At 64.9% G+C, this 25,254-nt stretch carries 26 protein-coding genes and 1 tRNA gene; 17 read left to right on the forward strand and 10 right to left on the reverse strand.

Annotation, left to right across the window (positions count from 1 at the left end; genetic code table 11):
• Positions 1 to 527: 527 nt before the first annotated feature.
• The 6 genes from dprA to ruvX form a co-directional block, all read right to left on the reverse strand.
• Positions 528 to 1,685: a DNA-processing protein DprA gene (gene dprA, locus LC062_RS18805; RefSeq protein WP_224912544.1), complete on the reverse strand. Its 1,158-nt coding sequence runs from the start codon at positions 1,683 to 1,685 to the stop codon at positions 528 to 530.
• Positions 1,682 to 2,302, reverse strand: coding sequence for a glycerol-3-phosphate 1-O-acyltransferase PlsY (gene plsY, locus LC062_RS18810; RefSeq protein ID WP_224912545.1), 621 nt, complete (start codon positions 2,300 to 2,302; stop codon positions 1,682 to 1,684). Before plsY ends, dprA begins: the two co-directional genes overlap by 4 nt.
• A 33-nt stretch (positions 2,303 to 2,335) precedes the next feature.
• The gene (locus LC062_RS18815; protein ID WP_224912546.1) at positions 2,336 to 3,631 is read right to left on the reverse strand and encodes a dihydroorotase; all 1,296 of its coding nucleotides are present in this window, start codon (positions 3,629 to 3,631) and stop codon (positions 2,336 to 2,338) included.
• A gap of 11 nt (positions 3,632 to 3,642) precedes the next feature.
• A complete protein-coding gene (locus LC062_RS18820) occupies positions 3,643 to 4,599 on the reverse strand; it encodes an aspartate carbamoyltransferase catalytic subunit (RefSeq protein ID WP_224912547.1) in 957 nt (318 codons plus the stop codon).
• 149 nt (positions 4,600 to 4,748) lie between these two features.
• On the reverse strand, positions 4,749 to 5,675 hold the full coding sequence (locus LC062_RS18825; RefSeq protein ID WP_224912548.1) for an AEC family transporter: 927 nt from the start codon (positions 5,673 to 5,675) through the stop codon (positions 4,749 to 4,751).
• Entirely contained in the window at positions 5,672 to 6,181 is a 510-nt protein-coding gene (ruvX, locus tag LC062_RS18830; RefSeq protein WP_224912549.1) for a Holliday junction resolvase RuvX, read from the reverse strand. Before ruvX ends, LC062_RS18825 begins: the two co-directional genes overlap by 4 nt.
• Before the next feature lie 111 nt (positions 6,182 to 6,292).
• On the opposite strand from ruvX, the gene LC062_RS18835 reads away from it, so the two are divergent.
• From LC062_RS18835 to gatA, 5 genes are all read left to right on the forward strand, one after another.
• The gene (locus LC062_RS18835; protein WP_224912550.1) at positions 6,293 to 7,000 is read left to right on the forward strand and encodes a metal-dependent hydrolase; all 708 of its coding nucleotides are present in this window, start codon (positions 6,293 to 6,295) and stop codon (positions 6,998 to 7,000) included.
• Positions 7,001 to 7,121: 121 nt separating this feature from the next.
• A complete protein-coding gene (locus LC062_RS18840; protein ID WP_224912551.1) occupies positions 7,122 to 7,616 on the forward strand; it encodes a hypothetical protein in 495 nt (164 codons plus the stop codon).
• 153 nt (positions 7,617 to 7,769) lie between these two features.
• Positions 7,770 to 8,057, forward strand: coding sequence for an Asp-tRNA(Asn)/Glu-tRNA(Gln) amidotransferase subunit GatC (gatC, locus tag LC062_RS18845; protein WP_224912552.1), 288 nt, complete (start codon positions 7,770 to 7,772; stop codon positions 8,055 to 8,057).
• A 3-nt stretch (positions 8,058 to 8,060) separates the two neighbouring features.
• The gene (locus tag LC062_RS18850; RefSeq protein ID WP_224912553.1) at positions 8,061 to 8,543 is read left to right on the forward strand and encodes a GNAT family N-acetyltransferase; all 483 of its coding nucleotides are present in this window, start codon (positions 8,061 to 8,063) and stop codon (positions 8,541 to 8,543) included.
• Positions 8,540 to 10,012: an Asp-tRNA(Asn)/Glu-tRNA(Gln) amidotransferase subunit GatA gene (gatA, locus tag LC062_RS18855; protein ID WP_224912554.1), complete on the forward strand. Its 1,473-nt coding sequence runs from the start codon at positions 8,540 to 8,542 to the stop codon at positions 10,010 to 10,012. The genes LC062_RS18850 and gatA overlap by 4 nt, the downstream gene beginning before the upstream one ends.
• 95 nt (positions 10,013 to 10,107) lie before the next feature.
• On the opposite strand, the gene LC062_RS18860 is transcribed toward gatA, so the two are convergent.
• Positions 10,108 to 10,365: a YjhX family toxin gene (locus LC062_RS18860; RefSeq protein ID WP_224912555.1), complete on the reverse strand. Its 258-nt coding sequence runs from the start codon at positions 10,363 to 10,365 to the stop codon at positions 10,108 to 10,110.
• Positions 10,366 to 10,878: 513 nt separating this feature from the next.
• Here LC062_RS18860 and LC062_RS18865 point away from each other — a divergent pair.
• Positions 10,879 to 11,178: a phosphatidylglycerophosphatase gene (locus LC062_RS18865; RefSeq protein ID WP_224912556.1), complete on the forward strand. Its 300-nt coding sequence runs from the start codon at positions 10,879 to 10,881 to the stop codon at positions 11,176 to 11,178.
• Positions 11,179 to 11,212: 34 nt separating this feature from the next.
• Here LC062_RS18865 and LC062_RS18870 read toward each other — a convergent pair whose 3' ends face one another.
• Positions 11,213 to 11,476: a DUF6455 family protein gene (locus LC062_RS18870; protein WP_224912557.1), complete on the reverse strand. Its 264-nt coding sequence runs from the start codon at positions 11,474 to 11,476 to the stop codon at positions 11,213 to 11,215.
• 219 nt (positions 11,477 to 11,695) lie between these two features.
• Here LC062_RS18870 and fliK point away from each other — a divergent pair, with 219 nt between their 5' ends.
• The 7 genes from fliK (at position 11,696) to LC062_RS18905 (ending at position 18,784) form a co-directional block, all read left to right on the forward strand.
• Positions 11,696 to 12,919: a flagellar hook-length control protein FliK gene (gene fliK / locus LC062_RS18875; RefSeq protein WP_224912558.1), complete on the forward strand. Its 1,224-nt coding sequence runs from the start codon at positions 11,696 to 11,698 to the stop codon at positions 12,917 to 12,919.
• Complete coding sequence (locus tag LC062_RS18880) at positions 12,916 to 13,233, forward strand: EscU/YscU/HrcU family type III secretion system export apparatus switch protein (RefSeq protein ID WP_224912559.1); 318 nt, start codon at positions 12,916 to 12,918, stop codon at positions 13,231 to 13,233. Before fliK ends, LC062_RS18880 begins: the two co-directional genes overlap by 4 nt.
• A 233-nt stretch (positions 13,234 to 13,466) precedes the next feature.
• The gene (gene gatB, locus LC062_RS18885; protein WP_224912560.1) at positions 13,467 to 14,951 is read left to right on the forward strand and encodes an Asp-tRNA(Asn)/Glu-tRNA(Gln) amidotransferase subunit GatB; all 1,485 of its coding nucleotides are present in this window, start codon (positions 13,467 to 13,469) and stop codon (positions 14,949 to 14,951) included.
• Positions 14,952 to 15,247: 296 nt separating this feature from the next.
• Positions 15,248 to 16,483 carry a DUF3419 family protein gene (locus LC062_RS18890; protein ID WP_224912561.1) on the forward strand — a complete coding sequence of 412 codons (1,236 nt, stop codon included), beginning with the start codon at positions 15,248 to 15,250 and terminating at the stop codon, positions 16,481 to 16,483.
• Positions 16,483 to 17,172 carry a class I SAM-dependent methyltransferase gene (locus LC062_RS18895; RefSeq protein ID WP_224912562.1) on the forward strand — a complete coding sequence of 230 codons (690 nt, stop codon included), beginning with the start codon at positions 16,483 to 16,485 and terminating at the stop codon, positions 17,170 to 17,172. Before LC062_RS18890 ends, LC062_RS18895 begins: the two co-directional genes overlap by 1 nt.
• Positions 17,173 to 17,440: 268 nt before the next feature.
• Entirely contained in the window at positions 17,441 to 17,950 is a 510-nt protein-coding gene (locus tag LC062_RS18900) for a GNAT family N-acetyltransferase (RefSeq protein WP_224912563.1), read from the forward strand.
• 120 nt (positions 17,951 to 18,070) lie between these two features.
• Positions 18,071 to 18,784: a glutathione S-transferase N-terminal domain-containing protein gene (locus LC062_RS18905; RefSeq protein WP_224912564.1), complete on the forward strand. Its 714-nt coding sequence runs from the start codon at positions 18,071 to 18,073 to the stop codon at positions 18,782 to 18,784.
• Positions 18,785 to 18,862: 78 nt separating this feature from the next.
• Here LC062_RS18905 and LC062_RS18910 read toward each other — a convergent pair whose 3' ends face one another.
• Positions 18,863 to 19,276: a DUF2147 domain-containing protein gene (locus LC062_RS18910; protein WP_224912565.1), complete on the reverse strand. Its 414-nt coding sequence runs from the start codon at positions 19,274 to 19,276 to the stop codon at positions 18,863 to 18,865.
• A 380-nt stretch (positions 19,277 to 19,656) separates the two neighbouring features.
• Here LC062_RS18910 and LC062_RS18915 point away from each other — a divergent pair, with 380 nt between their 5' ends.
• Positions 19,657 to 20,118 carry a MarR family winged helix-turn-helix transcriptional regulator gene (locus LC062_RS18915; protein WP_224912566.1) on the forward strand — a complete coding sequence of 154 codons (462 nt, stop codon included), beginning with the start codon at positions 19,657 to 19,659 and terminating at the stop codon, positions 20,116 to 20,118.
• Positions 20,119 to 20,205: 87 nt separating this feature from the next.
• On the opposite strand, the gene LC062_RS18920 is transcribed toward LC062_RS18915, so the two are convergent.
• Entirely contained in the window at positions 20,206 to 22,302 is a 2,097-nt protein-coding gene (locus LC062_RS18920; RefSeq protein ID WP_224912567.1) for an alkyl/aryl-sulfatase, read from the reverse strand.
• 505 nt (positions 22,303 to 22,807) lie between these two features.
• Here LC062_RS18920 and LC062_RS18925 point away from each other — a divergent pair.
• The 3 genes from LC062_RS18925 to LC062_RS18935 all read left to right on the forward strand — a co-directional run.
• Positions 22,808 to 22,897 (forward strand) — tRNA-Ser (locus LC062_RS18925).
• A 291-nt stretch (positions 22,898 to 23,188) separates the two neighbouring features.
• Positions 23,189 to 24,799: a site-specific integrase gene (locus tag LC062_RS18930; RefSeq protein ID WP_224912568.1), complete on the forward strand. Its 1,611-nt coding sequence runs from the start codon at positions 23,189 to 23,191 to the stop codon at positions 24,797 to 24,799.
• Between the two features lie 324 nt (positions 24,800 to 25,123).
• On the forward strand, positions 25,124 to 25,254 hold a 131-nt coding region (locus LC062_RS18935), incomplete at its 3' end, for a transposase (protein WP_224911982.1).

Consider the following 25,254-nt stretch of genomic DNA (forward strand, 5'->3'; position numbering starts at 1 on the left):
TTATCGGCCAGGTCCCGGGTCACAAAATGTCGCTTGAAGTCCCCAAAGACAGGTCCGAAGCCGCCCGCTACTGTGCTCAGATGTGCCGGGAGCTTCGCGATTTGGCTATACATAACGACTTGTCTTTCCTAGCATATTTGTTTGAAATGGCCCGCGTTGAGGCGTTTGAAAGGCACTGCGAGATGGAGGCGGTCCGTGAAGGCGAGTCGGTAAAAACATTGCCATAATTCTGGGTTGTGTTTTCATATGTATGCATATGTTTCATTAGGCATGCTTGGCAAATTTAGGAGCAGGTTGTATCGGGTGATTCAAACACCCTGTTTTTCCAGGCTGGATATGGCCGGCGACCGGCAGTCAGCGGGAGGCGACCGCCAGACCCTGGCCGGAGGGGTGGCTAGCGTGGGGCGCGGGAAAGCTGCATGGGGGGAAGCGTCGCTGGCGGTGCGCGAGCTTACCTTGGAGGAGTGGCGAGAGGGCGCGGATCGCCGGTATCGGCGCGAGTGCCTTTCGAGGAAGTGCGGGCGCCGTCAGCTGTAGCGGCTGTCGATCAGCGAGACGGTGTTGCCGCGATGGCGTTCGAGCCTGCCGGCCAGTTCCAGCTCCAACAGGACCACATGCACCGCGCGGGTGTCGAGGCCGGTGAAACGGATCACTTCATCCACGTCGACCGGCGTCGAGCCGAGCGCTGAGAGCAGCGCGGCGCGGGTGCCGTCGTCGACTGTGAGCGGCTGCCGGGGCGCATCGCGGCTAGGCTCTTCAATGTCGATCGGCAGGAACGGGTCGCCATGATGGTGGGGGCCGAGGCTCTCGATCACGTCGGCGCCGCTGCCGACCAGGGTGGCGCCGTCGCGGATCAGCTTGTTGCCGCCTTCGGAGCGCGGATCGAGCGGCGAGCCGGGCACGACGAACACCTCCCGGTTCTGTTCGGCGGCAAAACGGGCGGTGTGCAGCGATCCGGAGGCCCGGGCCGCCTCGATCAGCACCGTTGCCAGCGATATTCCTGATATCAGCCGGTTGCGGCGGGGGAAGTCGCGCGCGCGGGGCTTCCAGCCGAGCGGCATTTCGCTGACGAGGGCTCCGCCGGCGGCCAGAAGATCCTCCAGCAATTGCCGGTTCTGTGGCGGGTAGAGAATATCGACGCCGCCGGCCAGCACCGCCACCGTGCCGCCGGCAAGGGACGCCCGATGGGCGGCGGTGTCGATGCCGCGCGCCAGACCGGAAATCACCCGGTAGCCGGCGTCGGAGAGGTGAGCGGCGATCTCGCCGGCGATCTTCTGGCCGGCCAGCGAGGCGTTGCGGGCGCCGACAATGGCAATGGCGGCGGGATCGGCCAGCGGCGCGTCCGCGCCGCGCACGGCGATCAGAGGCGGGGCGCCATCCACCTGGCGCAGGAGCGGCGGATAGCCATATTCGCCCAATGCTCGGAAATGACCGCCAAGCCGGTGCAGTGCCTCGATTTCCGCTTCCGCGTCCTCAAGCGGGTGGATGCGGATGCGGCGCTTGCCGCCCCGGCGCGACAGCTCCGGCAGGGCATCAAGGGCGGCTTCCGCCGAACCGGTGTGATTGACCAGCTCGCGAAAGGTGATCGGTCCGACGTTTTCCGAGCGGATGAGCCGCAGCCATGCAAGACGCTGCCGGTCCGTCAGGGCCCTGTGGCCAGGCGGGACGGCGGCGTCGGCGCTCATCCCTTGCTGCCGATCCGGCTTTCCGTGCCGGTGAGCAGGCGGCGGATGTTTTCATGATGCTTGGCCCAGAGCATCAGCGTCAGAAGCGCCATCATCTCCGCCATCTGTACCCGGTCGAACACCCAATAGAGCAGGGCCGGGCTGACAAGGCTGGCAGCCAGGGCCGACAGCGACGAATAGCGCAGCGCGAGGGCCATCCCGATCCAGACGCCGATGAAGCACAGCGCCGCCGGCCAGAACAGGCCGAAGAGGATGCCGAGATAGGTGGCAACCCCCTTGCCGCCGCGAAACCGCAGCCACAGCGGGAAAAGGTGGCCGAGGAAGGCGCCGAGCCCCGCGATCAGGGCGATATCCGGCCCGCCGTATCGCCCGGCGACCAGCACCGCCACCGTTCCCTTCAGCATGTCGCCGACAAGGGTCAGGGCGGCAAGGTGCTTCTTGCCGGTGCGCAGCACATTGGTGGTGCCGATATTGCCGGACCCGATCTTGCGGATGTCGCCTTCGCCGGCAAGACGGGTGATCAACAGCCCGAACGGGATGGCGCCAAGCAGATAGCCGAAGGCGAGGGCGGTCAGATAATAGGGCCAGTCGAACCCCCAGCTGATCGGATCGGGCAATGTGCAGCCTCCGGTTGCGCTTTGGCGGCAAGACTAGGGCGAGACCTCGCGTCCCGCAACAATGGTGTGAAGGACCTTGCCGGAAAAGCGGGCGCCCTCGAAGGGGGTGTTTTTCGACCGGGAATGGATCTCGCTCTTTTCCAGCACCCAGGGCCGGTCCGGATCGAACACGACGAGATCGGCCGGCGCCCCTGCGGCAAGCCGTCCGGTGGCAAGACCAAGCCGGCGGGCCGGGTTGCAGGTCATCGCCGCCAGTAGCTGCGTCAGGGACAGGTCGCCGGAATGGACGAGCCGCAAGCCGGCGGACAGCAGGGTTTCCAGACCGATGGCGCCATCGGCGGCCTCGGCGAAGGGGTGCCGCTTGGTTTCGACGTCCTGCGGATCATGATTGGAGGTGATCACGTCGATGGTGCCATCGGCAAGGCTTGCGACCATCGCCTGGCGCTCCTCCTCCGAACGCAGCGGCGGCGACATCTTGAAGAAGGTCCGATAGGGCCCGATGTCGTTTTCGTTGAGCGTCAGGTGGTTGATCGAGATGCCGCAGGTGACGTCGAGCCCGTCGTTCTTGGCCCGGGCCATCGCCCGGGTGCTTTCGGCGCAGGAAATGAGCTGGGCGTGGTAGCGGCCACGGGTCAGCGCGGCGAGGCGCAGGTCCCGTTCCACCATGATGATTTCCGCCTCGCGCGGGCTGGCGGGCAGGCCCTTCCAGCTTGCGATCAGCCCTTCGTTCAGCACCCCGTCTCCGGCCAGGTCCGGATCCTCGGTGTGGTGGACGACGAGGGCGTCGAAGTCGCGCGCATAGGTCAAAAGGCGGCGCATGATGCCCGAATGGGTGACCGAGCGGTGGCCATTGGCGAAGGCGACCGCCCCGGCCTCCTGCAACAGGCCCATCTCGCTCATCTCGGTACCGTGCAGGCCCTTGGTGAGCGCGGCCATCGGATGAACGCGCACGCATGCGGTGTCCCGCGCCCGGCGCAGGATGAAGTCGACCAGCGCCGGATCGTCGATCACCGGTTCGGTTTGCGGCGAGGTGACCATGGTGGTGACGCCGCCGGCAGCGGCCGCCTGGCTGGCGCTGGCCAGGGTTTCGCGGTGCTCGCCGCCCGGTTCGCCGACGGTGACGCCCATGTCGATCAGCCCCGGGGCGACGACCGCCCCGGCGACATCGAGGACCCTTGCGCCCTCCGGCGCGCCCTGATTGATCGCCTCTGGGCCTGCGGCGCGGATGACACCGTCTTCGACGATCACGGCGCCGGGCGCGTCAAGGTCGCGGGCCGGGTCGATGACCCGGGCATTGGTGAGAACAAGCGGGGTCGCGGGGGTCGCCATATCCGGTGTCCTCATCGGGTGGGCAGATGCGCTGCGAGGGCTTCCAGGACGGCCATGCGCACGGCAACGCCCATTTCCACCTGTTCGCGAATGAGGCTTTGCGGCCCGTCGGCGATCTCCGGGTCGATCTCCACGCCCCGGTTCATCGGCCCCGGGTGCATCACCAGCGCGTCCGGCTTTGCAGCGGACAGCTTTTCCCGGTCGAGACCGTAGTAGCGGAAGTACTCGCGCACGGAGGGGATGAAGGCGCCGGACATGCGCTCGCGCTGCAGCCGCAGCATCATGACGATATCGGCGCCGTCGAGGCCCTGACGCATGTCACGGCAGACTTCCACGCCCATCTGTTCGATGCCGGAGGGAAGCAGCGTTGCGGGCGCCACGACCTTGACCCGCGCGCCAAGCGCGTTGAGCAGGATGATGTTCGAGCGGGCAACGCGCGAATGCAGGATGTCGCCGCAGATCGCCACGGTCAGGCGGGCGATCTTGCCCTTGTGCCGGCGGATGGTCAGCGCATCGAGCAGCGCCTGGGTCGGGTGTTCATGGGCACCGTCGCCGGCGTTGATCACCGAACAGCCGACCTTTTGCGCCAGAAGATGCACCGCGCCGGCGGCGTGGTGGCGCACGACGATGATGTCCGGATGCATCGCGTTCAGTGTCGCCGCCGTGTCGATCAGCGTCTCGCCCTTCTTCACCGAGGAAGAGGAGACGGACATGTTCATCACGTCGGCGCCAAGGCGCTTTCCGGCGATTTCGAAGGAGGATTGGGTGCGGGTCGAGGCTTCGAAGAACAGATTGATCTGGGTGCGGCCACGCAGCACCGATTTCTTCTTCTCAACCTGACGGCTGATCTCCACGGCCGCTTCGGCGCGGTCGAGAAGCATGAGGATGTCCTGCGGCTGGAGACCTTCGATCCCGAGCAGGTGACGATGCGGATAGACGTCCGCGGCGGGGGGAATGGATGCGCTCATTAAAGGCAACCCTATAGGCGGATCTTCGGCGTTTCTCAAGCGCGGCGCACGAGGGTAGGCCGATTTCTCCACCGCGCTCCCTGTCCGCGCGCGGGGCGGGGCCTTCCTTGGCGTGACCGTGGGGGGCTTCGCGTGACCGTGCGGGGCGCTCAGACCGCGAGCAACAGCACCAGTGGCATGGTGAGGGCGGCGGCGAGGGTTTGCAACGTCAGGATTTCCGCCATCAGCTTGGCATCGCCGCCCATCTGCCGGGCGAGCAGGAAGGAGCCGCCGGCGCTGGGCACGGAAAGGGCGATCAGGACGGCGATGCGGGCTGGTCCCTCCAGGCCGATAAGGCTGGCGAAGAGGAGGCCGAAGGCGGGCATCACCAGGAGCTTCAGCAAGGTGGCGGTGGTGAGCGCCGGGCCGGGCCGGCGCAGGGCGTTGAGGTCGAGACCGGCGCCGACGCAGACGATGCCGATCGGCAGGGCGGCGCTGCCGAGGATCGTCAGGGTCGACCAGGCGAAGCCCGGCAGCGGCAGGCCGCTGATATTGAGGAGGAGGCCGAGGCCGGTCGACCAGATGAACGGGTTCTTCAGAAGGTCGAGGATCAGCTTGCGCGCGCCGGGCGCGCTGCCGCTGGCGAATCGGGACAGCACCAGCACGCAGATGACATTGAGCAGCGGCACCATGGCGACGATGGCAACGGCGAGCAGGGCCACGCCATCGGCGCCGAGCAGCTCATCGGCGATGGCCAGCGCGACGAAGGTGTTCCAGCGGATCGCGCCTTGGAAGATGGAGGTGAAGCGCGGCCCGTCGATGGCGAAAGCGCGTCTCAGCAGCGGCTGCAGCGCCAGACCCAGCGCGGCCATGGCCAGGATCGACAGCACCAGGGTGGCGCTCATGCCGAAGGCGGGCAGGGCCATGAAGTCGGTGCGGGCGACATTGGAAATGATGATCGCGGGAAACAGCAGGAAATAGGTGATCTTCTCGATGCCGCGCCACTGATCGCCGGTGATCAGCCCCATGCGGGCGACCACATGGCCGGCGGCGATGACCAGAAGAACCGGGATCAGGGCGTTGAGGACACCGCTCATGGTCGGTCGCTCCGCTCGGTGCTGGCGGCTCTGCGCATATGGGCGAACCGGTCGAGCAGTCCTTGCAGGATGTAGGAGGCGGCCATCTTGTCGACGAGTTCGGCCCGGCGGGCGCGGGAGCGGTCCGCCTCGATCAGGGTGCGGGTGACGGCGGCGGTGGACAGCCGTTCGTCCCAAGCTGTCATCGGCAGGTCGGTGAGGGGGGCGAGGTTGCGGGCAAAGGCGCGGGTCGCCTGCACCCGCGGGCCTTCGCTGCCATCCATGTTGAGCGGCAGGCCGAGCACCAGACCGCATACCTGATGCTGGGTGCAGATCTCCAGCAGGCGGGCGGCATCGACGCCGAATTTCTTGCGCCGGATGGTCTCCAGCGGCGTGGCGATGCCACGGCCCAGGTCGGACAGCGCAAGGCCGATGGTCTTGGTGCCAAGGTCGAGGCCGATCAGCCGGCCGGTGGCCGGCAGCAGGGCGGCGAAGTCCTCATGGGACAGGAGCGGGTCATTTGCCATTCTGGCGCTTTAGCACGGGTTTGCCCGATGGAACAGATCGCGGCATTGTCGAAGCTGGTTGCGGACTCAGAGCGTCCGCCAGTCGGACTTGTCACAGGGAGTTGCCCCACCATGAAAATCACCTTCTTCGGACACTCGGCCTTCCGCATCGACATCAAGGATGCATCGATCCTGATCGACCCGTTCATGACGGGAAACCCATCCTTCCCGGCAGGGCTTGACGTGGCCACCGCCAGCGCTGGCGTCACCCATATCCTGATCACCCATGGCCATGACGATCACATCGGCGATGTGGTGGAGATCGCCCGCAGCACCGGCGCCCAGGTGACGGCGAATTTCGAGATCGCCAGCTGGGTGCAGTCGCAGGGCATCGAAGCGGTCAATCCGATGGGCTGCGGCGGCACGGTCGATGTCGGCCCGTTCCAGGTGTCGCTGACCCAGGCGCAGCACAGCTCCTCCTCGCAGCGGAACGGCTGGCCGCCGGTCTATCTCGGCACCGCCAATGGCATCGTGGTTTCCGCGCCCGGCGAACCGACCCTGCTGCACATGGGCGATACCGATATCTTCAGCGACATGGCGCTGATCCACGATCTGCATGCGCCGAAGATCGGCATCGTGCCGATCGGCGACCGTTTCACCATGGGCGCACGCTCGGCGGCGCTTGCCTGCCGGCGCTATTTCGACTTCGACACCGTCATTCCCTGTCATTTCGGCACCTTCCCGATCCTGGCGGCCTCCGCCGATGCCTTCGTGGAGGAAATGGGCGACAAGGGGGAAACCGTGTGTGTGATGACCCCGGGCGGCACGCTGGAGGCCTGACGCGGGGCGCATCGACAGGAGCGGAAACGCGGTGGACAAGTGGCAAATGTTCTCTTAATGTTCTCTTTGTTGCCGTTGGTCTTGCGTTTCCGTTCTCACCTCGTGTTCCGCCGGAGCTCCCATGTCGCATCCGATCCATTTCCGTTCCAGTGTCGATGCGTATCTGGTCCATCTTGCCGCCGGCGACCTTGCCGCAGCGGCGCGGGAGTTCCATGCGCCGGCCATACGCGCCTATGAAAACGATGTGCTGGTGGCCCGCGATGCGGCGACCTATTTCCGCAAGCTGCAACCGATCCTGCGGCGCTCGGTGATGATGCGCGGCACGGTCGACCGGCTGTGCCGCGACCGGTCGGGGGAGACGGCGGCATTTTTGTGCCGGTTCGACGGCGTCGACACCGACGGCAAGCTGGTACGCGACGAGGTGCTTTACCAGCAGCGCTGGTCGGGCGGACAGGTGGTGGAGGAGCGGCAGTATCGCGGTGCGGCGCTGGCCCCGGCCATGTCGGCGGCGCAGGAGGCGGGGATGCTGGCGCCGGAGCCCGGCGCGGTTCGGATCCTGGGCGGCGGGACTGCTGCGTGTCTTGCCGGCACGGGCGAAGCTCGGATCTGCGCCTGAGGTTTCGCCAATTTCCTGTGTGCAGGGCCTAAATCGGGTATCGGGGCGCCGATCTCCGGCCTTTGGCTTGCCGCCGGGCAAAGGCGGGTGATATAGGCCGGGGACAGTTCAAGGATCGGCTGTTTGTCCGATCCCCACAGCCCGGAGAATCAGATGTCCGTCGATATCGACACTGTGAAACGCGTCGCGCATCTCGCGCGCATCAAGGTCACGGACGACGAGGCCGGTCAGATGACCGGAGACCTCAATAACATCCTCGCCTTTGTCGAGCAGCTCGGTGAGGTCGATGTGTCCGACGTGGAGCCGATGACCTCGGTGGTCGAGCAAAGCATGAAGAAGCGCGCCGACGAGGTCACCGACGGTGATTATGCCGCCGACGTGGTCGCCAACGCGCCGGTATCGGAAGACAATTTCTTCATGGTCCCGAAGGTGGTGGAGTAATCCATGTCCGTGTCGATCGGCGTGGAGAGCCCGCTGACCGACGAGATGCGCGAGTTGATTGCCGACCTCAACGCGGCGCTTCTGGCGCTGACCCCCACTGAGCATTGTTATCACATGTCGGTGGAGGAGATGGCGGGACCTGCGACGAGCGTGTTCGTCGCCCGCGATGATGGACGGGCAATCGGCTGCGGCGCCCTGCGGCGCCATCCGGCCGGTATCGGCGAGGTGAAACGGATGTTCACCCGCCCGGAGGCGCAAGGGCGCGGCATCGGCGGCCTGATCCTGGCAGGGATCGAGGCGCTGGCGCGACGGGAGGGCCTTCTCCGGCTGGTGCTGGAGACCGGCCACCGCCATCCGGCCGCCTGGCGCGTTTATGAGCGGGCCGGATTTGTTCGCTGCGCTGCCGTGCTTGACTATCCCGAGACCGAATATTCGGTTTTTTACGAAAAGCCGCTGAATCCAAAGCTTGAAGAGAATAGCCCATGAGCGAGTTGACCAACCTGACCCTGGCCGAGGCGCGTGACAAGCTGTCGGCGCGCGATATCAGCGCGAGCGAGCTGACCGGCGCCTTTCTTGATGCGATTGCCGCCGGCAACCCGGCGCTGAACGCCTATGTGGCGGTGACCGGCGACGAGGCGCGGGCGATGGCGGCCCGGTCCGACGAGAAGCTGGCCAACGGCACCGGCGGGGCGCTGGAGGGCATTCCGCTCGGCATCAAGGACCTGTTCGCCACCCGGGGCGTGCATACCCAAGCGTGCAGCAATATCCTCAAGGACTTCAAGCCGCATTACGAGTCGACCGTCACCGCCAATCTGTGGGCCGATGGCGCGGTGATGCTGGGCAAGCTCAACATGGATGAGTTCGCCATGGGCTCCTCCAACGAGACCTCCTGCCACGGCAAGGCGATCAACCCGTGGCGGCGCAAGGGCTCGGACCAGGCGTTGGTGCCTGGCGGTTCCTCCGGCGGCTCGGCGGCGGCTGTGGCGGCGGGGCTGTGCCTCGGGGCAACGGCGACCGACACCGGCGGCTCGATCCGGCAGCCGGCGGCGCTGACCGGCACGGTCGGCATGAAGCCGACCTACGGGCGCTGCTCGCGCTGGGGCGTGGTGGCCTATGCCTCCTCGCTCGATCAGGCCGGACCGATCACCCGGACCGTGCGCGACAACGCGATTCTGTTGCGGTCGATGGCTTCGGTCGATCCCAAGGACACCACCTCGGTGGACCGGCCGGTGCCGGATTACGAGGCGGCGGTGGGCCGCTCGGTCAAGGGGCTGAAGATCGGCATTCCGGCCGAATACCGGGTCGAGGGCATGCAAGGGGCGGTCGACAGCCTGTGGCAGCAGGGCATTGCCTGGCTCAAGGATGCGGGCGCGGAGATCGTCGAGATTTCCCTGCCGCATACCAAATACGCCCTGCCGGCCTACTACATCGTCGCGCCGGCGGAAGCCTCGTCCAACCTCGCCCGCTATGACGGCGTGCGCTACGGGCTCCGGGTCGATGGCACCGACATTGCGGACATGTATGAAAACACCCGGGCCGCCGGCTTCGGTACGGAGGTCAAGCGCCGGATCCTGATCGGCACCTATGTGCTGTCGGCGGGCTATTACGACGCCTATTACCTGAAGGCGCAGAAGGTGCGCACGCTGATCAAGCGCGACTTCGACCTGGCGTTCCAGGCCGGCGTCGATGCGATCCTGGCGCCGGCGACGCCGGACGCGGCCTTCGCTCCGGGCGAGTTCTCCGATCCGGTCTCCATGTACCTCAACGACATCTTTACGGTGACGGTGAACATGGCCGGCCTGCCGAGCCTTGCCGTGCCGGCGGGGGTGAATGGCGATGGCCTGCCGCTCGGCCTGCAGTTGATCGGTCGTCCGTTCGACGAGGAGACCCTCTACAGCCTCGGATCCACCATCGAGCAGGCCGCGGGCCGGTTCGAGCCGACCCGTTGGTGGTAAGGGCCGGCTGGTTCCCACAGCAGATATTTTGACGACAAGGCCGCCGCCGGAGTGATCCGGCGGCGGTTTTTTGTATGTGTTTATGAAAGCGTATCCTAGCGATTGTCCAGCTCGGCCCGCACGCGAAGGAGCCCGAGCCGGGTGATGCGGTAGGGGCCGCCGCCGCGCGAGCCGATCAACCGCCGCCGCTTCAGCTTCTTGAAAAGCGGCAGCGGACAGCCGTTGTGGTGCCAGCCATCGCGGGTGATGCAGGTGCAGTCGATGATGCGGCCGCGATCGTCCTTTTCGACGTCGATCCGTCCGCCCTGCGCCAACAGGTGCAGCACCCGTTGTTCGGGTTTGGAAATGTCCATGGAAGTCCGAAAATTGCGCGCACGAGACCAGTGCCGCGCCGCGGTATACGGCGCGTGCGGGGACAGGTCTGTGGTCGTGCGTCATGTCCGTTTCGGGCTGCCCGTCCGGGATGCCGGCTGGAATGCCAGCCATGCAAGACGCATCTCCGGTGGGCGGCCTCGATGATGAAGGAACGGCACAGCGCTCCGCTCACACCCCATGCCGGGGTGCCGGTGCGCCTTCTGTGTTCCTGGCCCGGTCCGCTTCCGGACCGGCCTTTACCGGGACTCGCGATTTCCGCGCATCAAAACTCCATTGGATCGACGGGGCAAATCTGGTGCGTGGCCGGAAAAAGCGCAAGGGGCTGGGAGTGGTTTGCCGAAAACGGGCGAGCGGGTGTTGCCACAAGGTCGCAGCATCTGCGGCGATGGGCGGTCGGCGGGAATGGCAATGGCAGTGCGCCGGCCCGCTCAGGATCATCTCATGCGTTTCAGGTGATTTCGCATTCGCGCAGGTTGATTTAGAAGAGAGGCATGACCCTAGCCGAATCTCTTCCCGTCCTGTTTGGCCTTGCCGGCCTCGTCAATCCGTTCACCCTGCTGATCGGCGCCGCGCTTGGCTGGTATGCCGATGCCCGCGTGAAACTGATTGTCGCGGGCTTTGCCGCCGCTGCGCTCTCCGTCTTGCTCGACGCCGCTCTCAACCTGAGCGGCATTGCGCCGGTGGGCGGCTATGAGGGCGGGCCGCTTGCCGTCTTCCCGTTCCGCTTCGTCGGCGGCGGGTTGGCAGCCGCGCTGACTTATGGCCTGCGCGGCAAGTCTCGCCGCCGCTGATATTGGGGGCGGTCGGCCGGTCTACTTCGCCCGTCTACTTCGCTCGGTGGCCGCTCCAGTCGGCGAACAGGTCTGCATTGGGGCAGTAGTCCGGCGCGTGATCGGCGCCGGTATTTTGGTGCGCGTCAAGCCAGCCGGCGCACTCCTGCGGCCGGTCGCAGCCAAGGCACTTCTGCGCGGCGCTGTGGAGCGCCAGACCCAGGCCCATGTCCGCCGGCATGCCCGTGTCGGCGCCGACTGTGCGCATCATCCGGCCCATCAGGGTGGCGCGCTCGTCCATCCGCTGCAAGATCCCCATGTCGCGTCTCCTTCCGCCCATCCGCTGGACGCGCCGTGCGCGTCTTCAATCGGCACAAGTATGAGATGGTTGCGCTCGCAACGAATTGATCAAGATCAATTCGCTCTGCAGCCTTTGGTTGATTGCGGGCGCTCAATCGTTCCCGAAGGGCGAATCTGCTAGTCTTCTCTACTTAGCGCCCGGCACGATTGGGAGAGGGCCAGATACGGTGGGGAGGGGATGGTCTCGCGCATTTCGACACCGGCCGGAATAGTGGCGGTCACGCCGGTGACGCGACTGCCGCCGATCAATGTCGGCGATGTCATTGCCGTGCGGGTGGCCCGCCATCTCACCGATTCCGTCATGCGGCTTGTCTCCGGATCCCATCAGTTCGATGTGGAGGGCCAGACGATGCTGCCCGTCGGCGCGCGGGCGCGGTTGCATGTGGCGCAGGGGCCGGATGGTCCGCGTTATCATGTTGAGCCGGAGACGCCCGCCCCGACGCCCGCCGCTAGCCGGGAAACGGCGGCGCTGCAGCGGATTTCCGATCTGGCCACCCGTCTTGCCACCGATCAGGACGGGCTGGCACCGCTCTATGCCGGGGCCACGGCGGTGCTGGCCGGATTCCCGGCCTCGCCGGCGGCCAGCCTGTTGCCTCCGGCGGTGCAGGCCGCCATCGTCGCCCTGTTCGGCCTGCGGCTCAGGGGCGATGGCGCGCTCGACGGGCCCAAATTGCAGCAAGCGCTGTTGCGTGCCGCAACCCCCGCCGGGGTGGCGGCTTCGGCGGGCGGCGGCTCGCTGGAGGGCGCGCTTGCGACCTTGCGCGCTCTGCTGCGCGATCTTGCCGGCGGTCGGCCTCCGGTTCCCCGACAAGCGGCACCGCCGGCTCCCCCAGGGCTTTCCCGCCATCCGCGCGGCCAGGCGGGGCTGGCGGCCAGTCCGGAGCTTGCCGCCGCCCTCGGCCGGGGCGAGGCTGGGGAGATCGCCGCCCTGCTGCTTGGCAAGGTGGAGGCGGCGCTGGCCCGGGGGCGACTTGCGGCGCTTGCCTCGCGCGGGCTTCTTGTCGAAGCGGAAGGGGCACCGGAAACGGCTCTGTTCGACCGGGTGCTGGAGCTGCCGCTTGCCATTGGCCGGGAAACCGGTGTCCTCAGCCTGCAGATTGGCCGGGACGATACGGAAGGCCATGAGGGCGAGGGGGCGCATCCGGCCTGGCGGGTGCGGTTCGGCATTGACCTCGCCCGGACCGGCGCGGTGGAGGCGGTGGTCGGTCTTGATGGGCCGCGCCTCTTCGCCACGGTCTGGGCGGAGCGTGAGGCAACCCATCGGGTCTTGCAGGCGCGGCTCGACGCCTTGCGGGGCGAGTTGTCCGCGCAAGGGCTTCAGGTGGTCGATTTGCGGGTCCTTTTCGGTCTGCCGGGCGACCCGCCGGTGCCGTCCGGGCAATATGTGGATCGGGTGTCATGAGCGAGGACAAGGACGGGCCTGGCGGGCAGACGGATGCCCCGCCGCTGGTGCCGGGGCGGAAAACCACACCGCTGGCGGTGGCTCTGCGTTACGACAGCGCTGGCACACGGAGGGTGACGGCGCGGGGGCGCGGCGAGGTGGCAGCGCAAATCCTGGAGCTTGCCGCCGCGCACGGTGTGCCGGTGGAAGAGGATGAGGCACTGGCGGAGGCGCTTTCCGGCGTGGAGCTGGACCGGGAGATTCCCGCCGAGCTCTACGAGGCGGTGGCGGCGATCCTGCGCTTCATCCTGCAGGAGGGGGGCGAACAGGGCTGACAGGGGGCTGTTCGCCGGCGAAAACAGAACTTCGCGCGGATTGCGCAGCCTACCCTCTTGCGGGCGCGGGCAAGACCCACTACCCAACGCTTTACGACATTTTCCCGCTTTATCGCCGGACGCACCGGGTCTCCGGGTGTGCGGCCAATCGGGCGCGCCGCCGATGCGGTGCCAGCCTCGCGGCAGGCTGGCACCGGATCGTGTCCCGCGCGCAGCAACAGGACCTGATCGTTATGACGCTTGTCGACACCCGCACCCCCGATCCGAAGAAGTTCATCAAGGGCGCCACCGGCGACTGGGAAATCGTGATCGGTATGGAAGTCCATGCGCAGGCGACCTCCAACGCCAAGCTGTTCTCCGGCGCCTCGACAGCGTTCGGCAAGGATCCGAACGCCAATGTCAGCCTGGTGGACGCGGCGATGCCGGGAATGCTGCCGGTGATCAACGAGGAATGCGTGCGGCAGGCGATCCGCACCGGCCTCGGGCTCAAGGCGCAGATCAATCTGAAATCCGTTTTCGACCGCAAGAACTACTTCTATCCGGACCTGCCGCAGGGCTACCAGATTTCCCAGTTCAAGCAGCCGATCGTCGGCGAGGGGGAAATCCTGCTCGACATGCCGGGCGGGGAACAGGTCACCGTCGGGGTCGAGCGGCTGCACCTGGAGCAGGACGCGGGCAAGTCGCTGCATGACCAGCATCCGACCATGTCCTTCGTCGATCTCAACCGCTCGGGCGTGGCGCTGATGGAGATCGTCTCCAAGCCCGATATCCGCTCCGCCGACGAGGCCAAGGCCTATCTGACCAAGCTGCGCATCATCCTGCGCTATCTGGGCACCTGCGACGGCAACATGGACCAGGGCTCCATGCGCGCCGACGTCAACGTTTCGGTGCGCGCGCCGGGCGGTGCCTTCGGCACGCGCTGCGAGATCAAGAACGTCAACTCGATCCGCTTCGTCGGCCAGGCGATCGAATACGAGGCACGGCGGCAGATCGGCATTCTGGAAGACGGCGGCAGTATCGACCAGGAGACACGCCTGTTCGACCCGGTGAAGGGCGAGACCCGCTCCATGCGCTCCAAGGAAGAGGCGCATGACTACCGCTATTTCCCCGATCCGGACCTGCTGCCGCTGGAATTCGATCAGGCCTATGTGGACCACCTCGCCCACGACCTGCCGGAGCTGCCGGACGACAAGAAGGCGCGGTTCATCAATGACTATGGCCTGTCTGCCTATGACGCGGATATTCTCGTTGCCGAGCGGGCCTCTGCCGATTTCTTCGAAGAAGTGGCCAAGGGGCGCGATGCCAAGCTCTCCGCCAACTGGGTGATCAACGAGTTCTTCGGCCGGCTCAACAAGGAAGGGCACGACCTTTCCGAAAGCCCGCTGACGGCGGCGCAGCTCGGCGGGCTGGTCGATCTCGTCAAGGACGGCACCATTTCCGGCAAGATCGCCAAGGAGCTGTTCGAGATCTTGTGGACCGAGGGCGGCGACCCGGCCGAGATCGTCGAGGCGCGCGGGATGCGTCAGGTCACCGATCTGGGGGCCATCGAGGCGGAGGTCGACAAGATCATCGCCGCCAACCCGGAAAAGGCCGCGCAGGCGGTGGAAAAGCCGGGTCTTCTGGGCTGGTTCGTCGGCCAGGTGATGAAGGCCACCGGCGGCAAGGCCAACCCCAAGGCGGTCAACGACCTGCTGCGGGCGAAGATCGGCATCGAATAAGGGGCGGGCGGCGTCCACGTGGGAGGACAAAGCCCCGTGGGGGCGTCCTCCCAGACGCCGCACAAGCGGCGATCCGGGACCGGAGAGGCACGGCCTGTCGGCTCAAGCCTTATGAAAACGCTTGCCTTTCGGCTCCCCGATCCCGGCTCGGGGGCCGGGATGACGCCGAGAAACGTGGGAAGGGCTGTTCCACTCTCGACAGAGCCCCACACTCCGCGCCCTGTCATCATCCCGTAACGGAACGGGCTTACCCGGCTCATCTTGAGACGAATGTTCTTGAGCCGGGAGATGATGGCATGACCTCTGAGCGCAACACGACGGGCAGGCGCGAACTGCTCGGGCAGGCCGTGCATCGCAACAGGGCGCTTTCAGGCGAGGGCGCGCTGGAGCGGCTCTTCACCTGGGCGTTCAAGGGGCTGGTCTATCCGCAGATCTGGGAAGACCCGGAGATTGACATGGAAGCGCTCGCCATCGAGCGCGACCACCGGGTCGTCGCCATTGCCTCGGGCGGATGCAACATCCTCAGCTATCTGACGGCGGATCCGGCGCAGATCACCGCCGTCGACCTCAACCAGGCGCATGTGGCGCTGACCCGGCTGAAGCTTGCCGCCGCCCGCCGGCTGCCCGGCTACGATGCCTTCTACCGCTTCTTCGGCAAGGCGGATGAAAAGGCGAATGTCGAAGCCTACACCCGCTTCCTGCGCGATGGGCTCGACGCGGACAGCCGCGCCTATTGGGAACGGCGCGGGGTGACCGGCCGGCGCCGGATCTCGCTGTTTGCCCGCGATCTCTATCACCACGGCCTGCTTGGCTATTTCATCGGCGCCGGGCACAAGGTGGCGCGGCTTTACGGCATCGATCCGAAGGACATTCTGCGCGCCCGCTCGCTTGAGGAGCAGCGCAGCTTCTTCGACAGCGCGCTGGCGCCCCTGTTCGACAAGCGGATGGTGCGCTGGGCCACTTCCAAGCGGGTGTCGCTCTACGGGCTCGGTATTCCGCCGGCACAGTATGAGGCGCTGGCCTCCAGCGGCGGCAGCATGGCCGGCGTGTTGCGCCAGCGGCTGGAAAAGCTCGCTTGCGATTTCCCGCTTTCGGAGAACTACTTTGCCTGGCAGGCCTTTGGCCGCTCCTATGCCAACGATGAGGCCGGGCCGCTGCCGCCCTATCTGCGGCGGCAGCATTTTGAGAAGATCCGCGCCCGCGCCGACCGGGTGACGGTGGTCAACCGCTCCTTCACCGACCATCTTGCCGACCAGCCGGCGGAAAGCGTCGACCGCTACGTGCTGCTCGATGCACAGGACTGGATGTCGGACGAGACGCTGAACGAGCTCTGGGCGCAGATCACCCGCACCGCCCGCCCGGGCGCCCGGGTGGCGTTCCGCACGGCCGCCGCGCCGAGCCTGTTGCCGGGCCGAGTCGATCCGCAGATTCTGGGGCAATGGCACTATGAGGCCGAGGCCTCGGAGGATTATGGCCGCCGCGACCGGTCGTCGATCTACGGCGGGTTCCATCTTTATGTCCGAGCGGCCTGATGCGTACGCCCACACCCGTGCCTGAGACCGCTCCGGGGACGTCCGGCGAGCTGATGGACCGGATCTATCGCTGGCAGCGGCATATCTATGACGCGACCCGCAAATACTACCTGTTCGGCCGCGACCGGCTGATCGCCGATCTGGCGCCGCCCGCGAGCGGCACGGTGCTGGAACTGGGCTGCGGCACCGCCCGCAATCTCATTCTGGCGGCGCGGCGCTATCCGCAGGCGCGGTTCTTCGGCGTCGATATCTCGGCGGAAATGCTGGTGAGCGCCCGGGCGGCGATCGCGCGAGCCGGGCTGTCGGAGCGCATCCTTGTGGCCGAGGGCGATGCCACCGACTTCGATCCCTCGCAGCTCTTCGGGGAAGCGCGGTTCGACCGGGTGTTCCTGTCGTACAGCCTGTCGATGATCCCGCCCTGGCGTGCGGCGCTGGAGGCCGGTATTGGCGTTCTCGCCCCGGACGGACAGATGCATGTGGTCGATTTCGGCCAGATGGAGAGGTATCCCGCTTTCCTGCGTGCGCCGATGCGGGCCTGGCTGGCGGCGTTCCATGTCACCCCACGGGCCGATCTTGCCGACGCGCTGGGCGAGGCCGCCGCGCGGGCGGGGCGGATGGCGGAGCTTGTTCCGCTCCATGGCGGCTATGCGGTGTATGGGACGATCTTGAACGACGCGGCACCAAAATAAGCGGCCAGACCGCTCCTGACCGCTGGTAACGGGCAAAGGCACCTCCAGCGCTATCCCCGAAAAGCATATGCGGTTTTCGGACAAGGGCATGCTTGAGAATGAGTGGGTTTCGACGCTTTCAGTGAACTGAAACCTGGCAGGCGGTGCCTCGCAATCCGGAACCTCTGCTTGTGCGGCATCCCAGATGCCGCCCCGAAGGCCTTTCTGATTCCGCTCAAGCGGAGAAGGCCGATTGTCTTGCTTTCAACCCCAAAAAGGGAATTCCATCATGACGGCAACGACTGTTGCGGTGTCGGCCCCATCCGTCTCCTCTGGGGAAATCTACATTGAAGCGGCGACTGAAGCGGATCTTCCGGCCGCTGCCGCCTTGCTTGCCACAAACGCGGTCGGCGCGCGCATTGGTGTCGAGACGGGTGACCCCGAGCCCTACCGCGCGGCTTTCCGGCGGATGCTGGATGAAGGGGCGACCGTGCTCTATGTCGCCCGGCCTAAGGGCGCGGAAGCGGGCGTTATCGCCGGCATGTTCGAACTGACGGTGCTGAAGGGCCTGTCCTATGTCGGGCGACCGCGGGCCCAGGTGGAAAGCGTTCATGTGATGCCCAATTGGCAGCGCAAGGGGGTGGGCCAGGCGATGATGGCCTTCGCCGAGACGCGGGCGCGCGAGCTCGGCTGCGTGGTGATGCAGCTCACGTCAAACCGGGAACGGACAGGCGCACATGCCTTCTATGCCGCGCTCGGCTATGGTGACACGCATATCGGCTTCAAAAAGGCGCTGTGAGCGGATCGGCATCGCTGGGCATTGTCTTCACGCCGAAGTGCCTTACGTGCAGGAGCATACAAGCCGTGGGGCGTCTCTCGCGGCTTTTTCCTTGAAAACCATTTTCGTGGAGATGCATGCATGAGCGCTGCACAGACCAAGCCGATCGAGCTGTTCTACTGGCCGACGCCAAATGGCTGGAAGATCACCATCATGCTGGAGGAACTGGGCGTTCCCTACAAGGTCACCTATGTGGACATCGGTGCCGGCGACCAGTTCAAGCCCGACTTCCTGAAGATCTCACCCAACAACCGGATGCCGGCGATCATCGATCCGGAGGGACCGGATGGCGCGCCGATCTCGGTGTTCGAATCCGGCGCGATCCTGCAATATCTCGGCCGCAAGTTTGGCCGGTTCTATCCGGGGGATCCGCGTGCCCGGGTCGAGGTGGAAGAATGGCTGATGTGGCAGATGGGCGGTTTCGGTCCGATGCTCGGCCAGAACCATCATTTCCGGGTCTATGCGCCGGAAAAGCTGCCCTATGCGATGGACCGCTACCTCAACGAGACGCACCGGCTCTATGGCGTTCTCAACAAGCGGCTGGAAGGGCGCGACTTCGTGGCGGGTGACTATTCCATCGCCGACATGGCGCTGGTGGGCTGGGCCACCGGCTGGGAGCGGCAGGGAATGGACCTTGAGAGGGACTTTCCCAACGTGGCTCGCTGGCTGGAGCGGATGCGGGCACGGCCGGCCGTAGAGCGCGGCCTTGCCGTGGGCGAGGACAGGCGCAAGCAGCTCGATCTGTCCAGCGACACGCAGGCCCAGGCGGTGCTGTTCGGTCAGCGTGCAAGCTGATCCGGCTGCCGAACCGAGAGTGCCTTTCCCCCGCGCGGACCTCCCATCCGCGCGGGGGGCAACGTTGTTTTTTCGGCGTCAGCGCACGCGCGACCAGGTCTCGCCCTTGCAGACCAGCCCACCGAGCACGCAGCCCTCGAGCTTCAGCTTGTTGTCGCCATCCATGGTCATGTAGCCAGTGTAGGTCTTGCCATCCTCCGCATTGTAGACCTTGCCCTTCCACTGGCCGGCCTTGCCGCTCGGCTTCATGCCGAGCACCGTGCGGCTGCCAACCAGCGACCGGCTGCGCTTTGCCGGGTCCGGGTTCTTCACATCCTTGCGCGGCGATTTCAGCCACACCAGGGTGCCGCAGAGCGCCCCGCCGCAACTTGCGATCTTGATGCGTGACGACCCGCTCGGGCGGGCCCATTCGCCGCGCGCATCCGCAGCCTGGGCGGGCAGGGTCAGCATGAGGGTGAGACCGGCGGCCAGGCCGGCAACGGTGATCTTCATGAAGCGTCTCCTCCTATCGGGCGTCAATGGACATCACATTCCCTTTACGCAAACGGAAGCTACACGCTTTGGTGGAAGTTGACCAGCCGTGCCCCAAGGGCACCTGGCGGGCGGTTTGGTGGTATTCCCGGAAGGAGGCGGCGGAGGATTGGGGAGGCGCGCCTTCGGCGCCTGGAGCCGGCGCGTGTTTTGGCGGGGCTTGAGCCTGGCGCGCGGCGCACAACTGGTGCGGCCTGCTTCTTGGCGGAATGTGCCCCTGGGGGCCCTGCGCACAGGGTGACGTAGCGATATCAGCCATCCGGCCTATGGACAAGTGCGTCAGGTCTCCTACCATCAGAGGTCGCGTGACTGTTTTTGTTTTCCTCTTTTGAGAGATGTCGATGGACCGAGAGAAGACGCCCGCCCCCGCCCGATCCGAGTTTCAGATGCGGGAGTGGCCGTTTTTCTGGGTTCTGCGCATCAACGCCCGCTATCTCCAGGTGATGGAATCGGTGTTGAAGCCGGTCGGGCTCGATGTGCCGCGCTGGCGCGTGCTGATGGTCCTTTACGACGGCGAGCACATGAGCGTTTCGGAGATCGCCGAAATCTGTGTGATCAAGCTCAACACCACCACCAAGATCATTCAGCGCATGGTGGCCGATGGGTTGGTGGTGACCCGTCCGCGCGCCTCCGACGGGCGGGTGACCGAGGTGACCCTGACCCGTGCCGGCGTGGCGTTACGCCATCGGGGCTGGGCGGAGGCCGAGAAAGTGCGCGAGCGGGTCTATAAGGGGCTCGACGAGGCGGAGCGCAAGGCGATGACCGAGATGCTCAAGGGGATGTTCGAACGGCTCGCGGACTGACGCCTGACGCGGTCCTCGGTATCCGGTTTTCGGGCGGGAGACATGACCGGCGGCACTGGACCGCCGGTCGTCTGATATCACGGCCCGTCAGCCGCCGGAGGTGGTGGCGGGGGGCGCCTGTTCGAAGACGCCGCGCTCCGGCGTCAGGTCGGCCGAGCCGGTCCCCGGCATGATCTCGAAGCCGAGATCGAACTGGACCAGCATTGTCTTCAGGTCCTCATAGACCGAGCGGTCGCCGACAAGGGTTGCCTTGCCGTTGGCGATCTGGTCATCGAAGCTTGCCGCACCCATCATGACCGCTTCGAGGTTCGCGCGGTCGATGGTGATCGTCAGGGCGGCATCCTCCGCCTGGAAGCCGGCAATGTTGGTCAGCGTGCCGTTGCTCAACTCGACCACGTATCTCCCATCGGTGTCGGGGGTGACCAGATTGATGGTGAAGGCCTTGTCCCCCGCCTTTTCGCTGTCGAGCCGCACACCGAGGAAATCCAGCCACAGGTCGGTGGACATGGCGCGGATCATGTCCGGCCCGGTGGTCTTGGGCGGGGTTCCGCTGGGGATGCCGTTGCGCAGCTCATAGGCCGCCGCAAGGAACGAGTTGCGCAGGCTCGGGCTTTCCTGCTGGTAGCCGATCTGTTCGAACACATCGGCGAGCAGGTCCTTGGCCTCCGTGTTCTGCGGTTCGGCCTGAACCAGCTTGTCGAGGATCTCCTGTGCCAGCTTGTACTTGCCTGCGGCGGAGAGCTCGCGCCCCTTCTTCAGGATGGCCGCGCTTCCGCCCATCATCTCGACGTAGAGCGGAGCGCTGTCGGCGGGCGAGAGCGGGATGAGGGTGGTGGGATTGCCGTCCCAGTAGCCGAGATAGCGGTTGATCACCGCCCGGCTGTTGTGTTCCACCGAGCCGTGATAGCTGCGGGCGGCCCATTGCTTCTGCAGGGAGCCGGGGACCTTGTAGACATTGTGGACCTGGTTGATCGTCACCCCCTGATTGGCCAGGCGCAACACCCCATTGTTGAGGTTGCCATAGGTGTCCCGCTGTGCCCGCATCACCTCCTGGATGCGCGCGTTGCCCCAGCGCGGCCAGCTATGGGAGGCGAACATCACTTCGGCGTCCTGTCCGAAACGGTAGAGCGCCTGGTTGATCTGCTTGGACCATTGCAGCGCGTCCCGCACCAGCGCGCCGCGCAGGGTGTAGATGTTGTGAATGGTGCCGGTGATGTTTTCCGCCGCCCAGAAGGCCTTGAAGTCGGGGAAGTAGGTGTTCATCTCCGCCGGCGCCTCGGTGCCCGGCGTGTTCTGGAAGATCATCCGCACACCGTCGACCGTCATCTCCTTGAAGTCGTCATGGATGATCGTGTTGGGTGGGATCAGGCCGGTGTTTCCGGCCGCTGCGTTCTTGCCGATCGACTGGTCGACGTGGCCGAAGGGGCTGCGCGGCAGCAGCGTGCCGTACTGGAAGAACAGCCGCCGGCTCATGGCGTTGCCAGCATAGACGTTTTCCGACACCGCATGTTCCATGAAGCCGACCGGCGCGATCACCGGAACCTTGCCCGAGCGCACATCCGCCTCGTCGACCACCCCGCGCACGCCGCCGAAGTGATCCGCATGGGAGTGGGAGAAGACGACAGCGACCACGGGACGTTCGCCGAGTTGCTCATTGGCGAAGGCCAGGGCCGCTGCGGCCGTTTCCTTGGCGGTCAAGGGATCGAAGACGATCCAGCCGGTATCCCCCTTGATGAAGGTGATGTTCGCCAGATCGAAGCCGCGCACCTGATAGATCCGGTCCGGCACCACCTCATAGAGGCCATAGCCCATGTTCAGCACCGCCTGGCGCAGCAGCGAGGGGTGGATGCTGTCGAAATCCTGCCCTTCGAGCAACCAGTCATAGCTGGCCATGTCCCAGGCCACATGTCCGGCCTCGGCCATGATCTGCCGGTAGGGGGGCGCGGCGATGAAGCCGCGTTTGACCTCCTCGAAGTCTCTTTCATCCTCGAAGGGCAGTTGCTTGCGCTGGGCGGCGCGCAGCTCGGAGGTGACGGCGGAGGGGGCCTTGCCTTTCGGGTCGAAATGCGTGTTGGGGTCCGCCGTGACGATCCCGCCGCCACCTGCGGCAAGCGCGCTGCTCGTCATCATCAGTCCGGCGATCACCGTGAACGCCCGGCCTTGTGTCGCAATTCTTGTCGTCATGCGCTGATATCCTCTGCCGTTTCCAGCGCCCGGGATCGGCTCGCCACCGCTTGGCCGGACCTTGGAGGTGGCTCCGGTGGCATGCGGGCGCGCGCTGGCTTTTTGCGGGATTTAACTTGGGCTGCACCGGAAGGCGCGGCGAATGTCTTGGCGAAATGGGCCTCCATGCTGGGGGGGGAGGGCTGTGCGAGGGCGAGAGAATGGGAGCCCTTTCAGGTGTAAATTTGACTTAAAATCAACCAAAGATAGGCATCTTAGGATGCGTACCGGGGGAATGGCAAACGGGATTTCCCGCGCCCGGTGCCCGGGCGAGGGAGGCGGGCTGCGAACCGGGGGCGATTCCCACGGGAGCGACGTGGAGCGCTCAGAGGGGCTGGCCGGTGGCGGTGAACCGGCTGTTTTCCCGCGGCATTCGCCTGGTTTTGGGGAGTTGCGCAAATTTGTTGCGTAAAACTGTGACAGAGACTCTTGCAAAAGCCGGCGATATCCGTGAAAAGGGCGGCACGGAGAGGTGGCCGAGTGGTCGAAGGCGCTCCCCTGCTAAGGGAGTATACCGGAGACGGTATCGAGGGTTCGAATCCCTTCCTCTCCGCCATTCCCTTACGTCATCTTTATGAGTGTACTAACTTCTTGATTTCTTTCAAGAGGAAGAATTCTGCGCCCATCCCTGTTCCGGTTTGTACAGGGAAATGTATACGTGCCCAGATACTATACTCAGACGCCCTCGGGTCCGGTCTTCCAGATTCGCCTGCCCAAATTTCTGGCTGATCGCTTGTTCCTTTCATCGGTACGTATTCCACTAGAGCCTGCAAGTAGGATTCGTCTGCGTGCGGTCGCGGCGCATTACGCCGTCGCTGCCCGGGCGGTGTTTGTGGAGTTGCGTAGAATGAGCGAGGCAGACCTGAGTCAGCTTACCCGAAAAGAACTGATGGAGAGGATGGACGCCGCCTTCAATGACTATGCGCTCCTTTGCGATCAGGAGAGGGGAGAAAACCGCACCGCGCCGCTCTTGCCGGATTCGCTCATGGAGGTGTTCAGAAATGCGACCGAACTGCTCCGGCGGCCTGCTCCTTCAAGATCCCTGAAAGAGAAGGCGGCACATATCCCCTTGAGGGGAATGATGATGTTGCAGTCCGCGCGGGAAGAAGGCTCGCCTCTCTACGATCAGATCGGTCATGAGATGGAACGAATTTACGATGCCGCATTCTATCGGGAAGACATCAGAAACCTGCTCGCCGGCATTCCGGCCTCTGCCCCAGAACCGGCGCCTCAGCTACCAGAGCCGCAAGAGAGTGCAGACCGGGCGATGCCCACTGGTTTCGAGGCTTCTCCATTCATCGAGCCGAAGGCGCCTGACAAGACCGACAGACACCCCGTTTCCGCAGCGTTCGATCTCTACGCCCGGGATCTTGAGCACCGGAAGGGAAAGAATGACCCGAACATTCAGAACCTGCGGACAAGGGAGAAGATGTTTGTGACGCTTATGGGAGACATAGACGTCCGTGACATCAGCGGCTCGGTTCTCAGGACTTTCGGCTACCGTATCTCCTATCTCCCGTCACAGGTTGCCAAGGCGGGCTCATGGGACGCCGGCAGTCTTGAAGGCGTTCTCAAGGCGAACGGAGAGGGACAGGATCAGGTTGCACCAAGCGAGATGCCCATCGGTGAAAAGACGCTTGTCGACAAGACCCTGGGCGTCATCCGGACTGCCGTTCGCTTTTACTGCGATGAGCAGAGCATTCCGTTCCGGATGGACAACTTCCGGTTTTCGCTTCCCAAGCACACGCCGCGCAGTCAGAGCCGTTCCAAGGCCAAGCCCGACCGGATCAATGAAATGTTCAAGGCAGGTCAAAGGGACGAACGGTTGGTGCAGGCAATTCTGCCGTTGCTCGGCGCGCTGACAGGAAGGCGTATAAGCCTGCTTGCCTACATGCGTGCGGAGAACCTGGATAGGCGAGGGGAACACTGGATGATCAAGGTTGATCGGCTCTACCAGGAGGGCGGCCAGTTGAAGGTAGCTCCGATCAAGAACGATGAGTCGACCGGGAGCTTTGTCTTGCACGAGTTCCTGGAAGAGATTGGGTTCATCGACTTTGTCCGTTCCAAGAAAACCGGCTGGGTATTTGAAAGCCTTCATTTGCCCGGAATTGTCGACCCGGGCGACACCGCCCAGAAAAGGCTAGGCAGATTGTTCAAGGGGGCAGGCGTCACGGATACGGTATTCCACCAGCTTCGCCATTTCGTCATTGGCAGCCAGAGAAACACCACCTTGTCCGATGCCGTGCAAAAGAAGCAGGTCGGCCATTGTCAGAGCAACGCTCACGACCATTACGGAGACGACTGGGAGCCGGCCGAAATAGAGGCTGTGGCAACCCTGGTCCTCAGCGAATATGTGGTTTGGGACCTGTTCCGGAAATTTGATTTTACCGGGGCAGAGGTGAAGTGCATCGCGTCCGCGCAAAAAACTCAACGGCGGCTAGGGAAGTCGCGCAGTTAGTGTGCATTGATGTTTTGATGAGCGAGGATCCCAAGGCGTTGGCCGGAGGCCCAACGCATATGGCTTAGCGGAAAAAGGAGTATGGGCGCTTTGCGCCCTGCTCGGCGCTTCGCGCGTAGGTATACCGAGGAGAACCTACAAACTGGTACCGAGCCCGGTCGCGCATTTACATATTCAAAACGATTGAGGAGGCACAGGATCACGCCACGCGCTGGCTATGGACATACAACAATGAGCGTGGCCTGAGCTACCCCCCCGAAATTCGGACACTGACATAAGCTACGATTTGCAGTCTGCTGATCTTCGACGAGAAGGAGATCAGAGATGTCGAAACGGAAGCAGCACGCGCCTGAGTTCAAGGCGAAGGTCGCGCTGGAAGCCCTGAAGGGTGAAGAGACGGCGGCCGAGCTGGCGAGCCGGTTCGGGGTGCATCCAACGATGATCCATCAATGGAA

It is taken from the genome of Stappia indica (assembly GCF_020177335.1).
GTDB classification, from domain to species: Bacteria; Pseudomonadota; Alphaproteobacteria; order Rhizobiales; family Stappiaceae; genus Stappia; species Stappia indica_B.

Coding starts and splice junctions, on each gene's coding strand:
- dprA (WP_224912544.1), bottom strand. CDS start 1,685: ATGAGCGCCGACGCCGCCGTCCCGCCTGGCCACAGGGCCCTGACGGAC.
- LC062_RS18815 (WP_224912546.1), bottom strand. CDS start 3,631: ATGGCGACCCCCGCGACCCCGCTTGTTCTCACCAATGCCCGGGTCATC.
- LC062_RS18820 (WP_224912547.1), bottom strand. CDS start 4,599: ATGAGCGCATCCATTCCCCCCGCCGCGGACGTCTATCCGCATCGTCAC.
- LC062_RS18825 (WP_224912548.1), bottom strand. CDS start 5,675: ATGAGCGGTGTCCTCAACGCCCTGATCCCGGTTCTTCTGGTCATCGCC.
- ruvX (WP_224912549.1), bottom strand. CDS start 6,181: ATGGCAAATGACCCGCTCCTGTCCCATGAGGACTTCGCCGCCCTGCTG.
- LC062_RS18835 (WP_224912550.1), top strand. CDS start 6,293: ATGAAAATCACCTTCTTCGGACACTCGGCCTTCCGCATCGACATCAAG.
- LC062_RS18840 (WP_224912551.1), top strand. CDS start 7,122: ATGTCGCATCCGATCCATTTCCGTTCCAGTGTCGATGCGTATCTGGTC.
- gatC (WP_224912552.1), top strand. CDS start 7,770: ATGTCCGTCGATATCGACACTGTGAAACGCGTCGCGCATCTCGCGCGC.
- LC062_RS18850 (WP_224912553.1), top strand. CDS start 8,061: ATGTCCGTGTCGATCGGCGTGGAGAGCCCGCTGACCGACGAGATGCGC.
- gatA (WP_224912554.1), top strand. CDS start 8,540: ATGAGCGAGTTGACCAACCTGACCCTGGCCGAGGCGCGTGACAAGCTG.
- LC062_RS18860 (WP_224912555.1), bottom strand. CDS start 10,365: ATGGACATTTCCAAACCCGAACAACGGGTGCTGCACCTGTTGGCGCAG.
- LC062_RS18865 (WP_224912556.1), top strand. CDS start 10,879: ATGACCCTAGCCGAATCTCTTCCCGTCCTGTTTGGCCTTGCCGGCCTC.
- LC062_RS18870 (WP_224912557.1), bottom strand. CDS start 11,476: ATGGGGATCTTGCAGCGGATGGACGAGCGCGCCACCCTGATGGGCCGG.
- fliK (WP_224912558.1), top strand. CDS start 11,696: ATGGTCTCGCGCATTTCGACACCGGCCGGAATAGTGGCGGTCACGCCG.
- LC062_RS18880 (WP_224912559.1), top strand. CDS start 12,916: ATGAGCGAGGACAAGGACGGGCCTGGCGGGCAGACGGATGCCCCGCCG.
- gatB (WP_224912560.1), top strand. CDS start 13,467: ATGACGCTTGTCGACACCCGCACCCCCGATCCGAAGAAGTTCATCAAG.
- LC062_RS18890 (WP_224912561.1), top strand. CDS start 15,248: ATGACCTCTGAGCGCAACACGACGGGCAGGCGCGAACTGCTCGGGCAG.
- LC062_RS18895 (WP_224912562.1), top strand. CDS start 16,483: ATGCGTACGCCCACACCCGTGCCTGAGACCGCTCCGGGGACGTCCGGC.
- LC062_RS18900 (WP_224912563.1), top strand. CDS start 17,441: ATGACGGCAACGACTGTTGCGGTGTCGGCCCCATCCGTCTCCTCTGGG.
- LC062_RS18905 (WP_224912564.1), top strand. CDS start 18,071: ATGAGCGCTGCACAGACCAAGCCGATCGAGCTGTTCTACTGGCCGACG.
- LC062_RS18910 (WP_224912565.1), bottom strand. CDS start 19,276: ATGAAGATCACCGTTGCCGGCCTGGCCGCCGGTCTCACCCTCATGCTG.
- LC062_RS18915 (WP_224912566.1), top strand. CDS start 19,657: ATGGACCGAGAGAAGACGCCCGCCCCCGCCCGATCCGAGTTTCAGATG.
- LC062_RS18920 (WP_224912567.1), bottom strand. CDS start 22,302: ATGACGACAAGAATTGCGACACAAGGCCGGGCGTTCACGGTGATCGCC.
- LC062_RS18930 (WP_224912568.1), top strand. CDS start 23,189: ATGAGCGAGGCAGACCTGAGTCAGCTTACCCGAAAAGAACTGATGGAG.